This window comes from Vibrio sp. 2433-A1 (genome assembly GCF_056726085.1).
In genome coordinates, this window is sequence record NZ_JBRESC010000062.1 from 1 (window position 1) to 3,024 (window position 3,024).

Below are 3,024 nucleotides of genomic sequence, written 5' to 3' on the forward strand. Positions count from 1 at the left end.
ATTGAGTCCATCAAAACCCTTTGGGTGTTGTATGGTTAAGCCTCACGGGCAATTAGTACAGGTTAGCTCAATGCCTCACAGCACTTACACACCCTGCCTATCAACGTTCTAGTCTCGAACAACCCTTTAGGACCCTCAAGGGGTCAGGGAAGACTCATCTCAGGGCTCGCTTCCCGCTTAGATGCTTTCAGCGGTTATCGATTCCGAACTTAGCTACCGGGCAATGCGTCTGGCGACACAACCCGAACACCAGAGGTTCGTCCACTCCGGTCCTCTCGTACTAGGAGCAGCCCCCTTCAATCTTCCAACGCCCACGGCAGATAGGGACCGAACTGTCTCACGACGTTCTAAACCCAGCTCGCGTACCACTTTAAATGGCGAACAGCCATACCCTTGGGACCGACTTCAGCCCCAGGATGTGATGAGCCGACATCGAGGTGCCAAACACCGCCGTCGATATGAACTCTTGGGCGGTATCAGCCTGTTATCCCCGGAGTACCTTTTATCCGTTGAGCGATGGCCCTTCCATACAGAACCACCGGATCACTATGACCTGCTTTCGCACCTGCTCGAATTGTCATTCTCGCAGTCAAGCGGGCTTATGCCATTGCACTAACCACACGATGTCCAACCGTGTTTAGCCCACCTTCGTGCTCCTCCGTTACTCTTTGGGAGGAGACCGCCCCAGTCAAACTACCCACCAGGCACTGTCCACAACCCCGATAAGGGGCCAATGTTAGAACATCAACACTACAAGGGTGGTATTTCAAGGACGGCTCCAACGATACTGGCGTACCGTCTTCAAAGCCTCCCACCTATCCTACACATGTAGGGTCAATGTTCAGTGCCAAGCTGTAGTAAAGGTTCACGGGGTCTTTCCGTCTAGCCGCGGGTACACTGCATCTTCACAGCGATTTCAATTTCACTGAGTCTCGGGTGGAGACAGCGTGGCCATCATTACGCCATTCGTGCAGGTCGGAACTTACCCGACAAGGAATTTCGCTACCTTAGGACCGTTATAGTTACGGCCGCCGTTTACCGGGGCTTCGATCAAGAGCTTCGACCTAAGTCTAACCCCATCAATTAACCTTCCGGCACCGGGCAGGCGTCACACCGTATACGTCATCTTACGATTTTGCACAGTGCTGTGTTTTTAATAAACAGTTGCAGCCACCTGGTATCTGCGACTCTCGTTAGCTCCATCCGCAAGGGACTTCACCGACAAGAGCGTACCTTCTCCCGAAGTTACGGTACCATTTTGCCTAGTTCCTTCACCCGAGTTCTCTCAAGCGCCTTGGTATTCTCTACCCGACCACCTGTGTCGGTTTGGGGTACGATTCCTTACAATCTGAAGCTTAGAGGCTTTTCCTGGAAGCATGGCATCAATGACTTCACACCCGTAGGTGCTCGACGTCGTGTCTCAGCCTTAAAAAGAGCCGGATTTACCTAACTCTTAAGCCTACGCACTTGAACCTGGACAACCGTCGCCAGGCCCACCTAGCCTTCTCCGTCCCCCCATCGCAATTGTAAGAAGTACGGGAATATTAACCCGTTTCCCATCGACTACGCCTTTCGGCCTCGCCTTAGGGGTCGACTTACCCTGCCCCGATTAACGTTGGACAGGAACCCTTGGTCTTCCGGCGAGGGGGTTTTTCACCCCCTTTATCGTTACTCATGTCAGCATTCGCACTTCTGATACCTCCAGCATGCTTTACAACACACCTTCAACGGCTTACAGAACGCTCCCCTACCCAATGTTCAAAGAACATTGCCGCAGCTTCGGTTTATTACTTAGCCCCGTTACATCTTCCGCGCAGGCCGACTCGACTAGTGAGCTATTACGCTTTCTTTAAATGATGGCTGCTTCTAAGCCAACATCCTAGCTGTCTAAGCCTTCCCACATCGTTTCCCACTTAGTAATAATTTGGGACCTTAGCTGGCGGTCTGGGTTGTTTCCCTCTCCACGACGGACGTTAGCACCCGCCGTGTGTCTCCCGGATAGTACTTACTGGTATTCGGAGTTTGCAAAGGGTTGGTAAGTCGGGATGACCCCCTAGCCTTAACAGTGCTCTACCCCCAGTAGTATTCGTCCGAGGCTCTACCTAAATAGATTTCGGGGAGAACCAGCTATCTCCAGGTTTGATTGGCCTTTCACCCCTAGCCACAAGTCATCCGCTAATTTTTCAACATTAGTCGGTTCGGTCCTCCAGTTGATGTTACTCAACCTTCAACCTGCCCATGGCTAGATCACCTGGTTTCGGGTCTATATCCAGCAACTCGACGCCCAGTTAAGACTCGATTTCTCTACGGCTCCCCTAGATGGTTAACCTTGCTACTGAATATAAGTCGCTGACCCATTATACAAAAGGTACGCAGTCACACCACGAAGGTGCTCCTACTGCTTGTACGTACACGGTTTCAGGTTCTATTTCACTCCCCTCACAGGGGTTCTTTTCGCCTTTCCCTCACGGTACTGGTTCACTATCGGTCAGTCAGTAGTATTTAGCCTTGGAGGATGGTCCCCCCATATTCAGACAGGATATCACGTGTCCCGCCCTACTCGATTTCACTGAATGTGCGTTGTCGACTACGGGGCTATCACCCTGTATCGCCGGACTTTCCAGACCGTTCGTCTAACGCATATAAAGCTTAAGGGCTAGTCCAATTTCGCTCGCCGCTACTTTCGGAATCTCGGTTGATTTCTTTTCCTCGGGGTACTTAGATGTTTCAGTTCCCCCGGTTCGCCTCATTAACCTATGTATTCAGTTAATGATACGTGCTTATGCACGTGGGTTTCCCCATTCAGAAATCCCAGACTCAAATGGTTGTTACTACCTAATCTGGGCTTATCGCAAGTTACTACGTCTTTCATCGCCTCTGACTGCCAAGGCATCCACCGTGTACGCTTAGTCACTTAACCATACAACCCCAAAGGGTCTTTACGTCAAACAACCAAAGTTGTCTGCATTTTTATACATGTGCAGACTCGATTTTGCCGGACTCAATTTTGAATAGTCACTTAAA

General features: G+C 50.8%; 1 rRNA gene. It reads right to left on the reverse strand.

The features are described 5' to 3' along the window. Window positions 1-31: 31 nt before the first annotated feature. Window positions 32-2,920: ribosomal RNA gene (locus ACU01J_RS21545) — 23S ribosomal RNA — on the reverse strand. Window positions 2,921-3,024 lie beyond the last annotated feature (104 nt).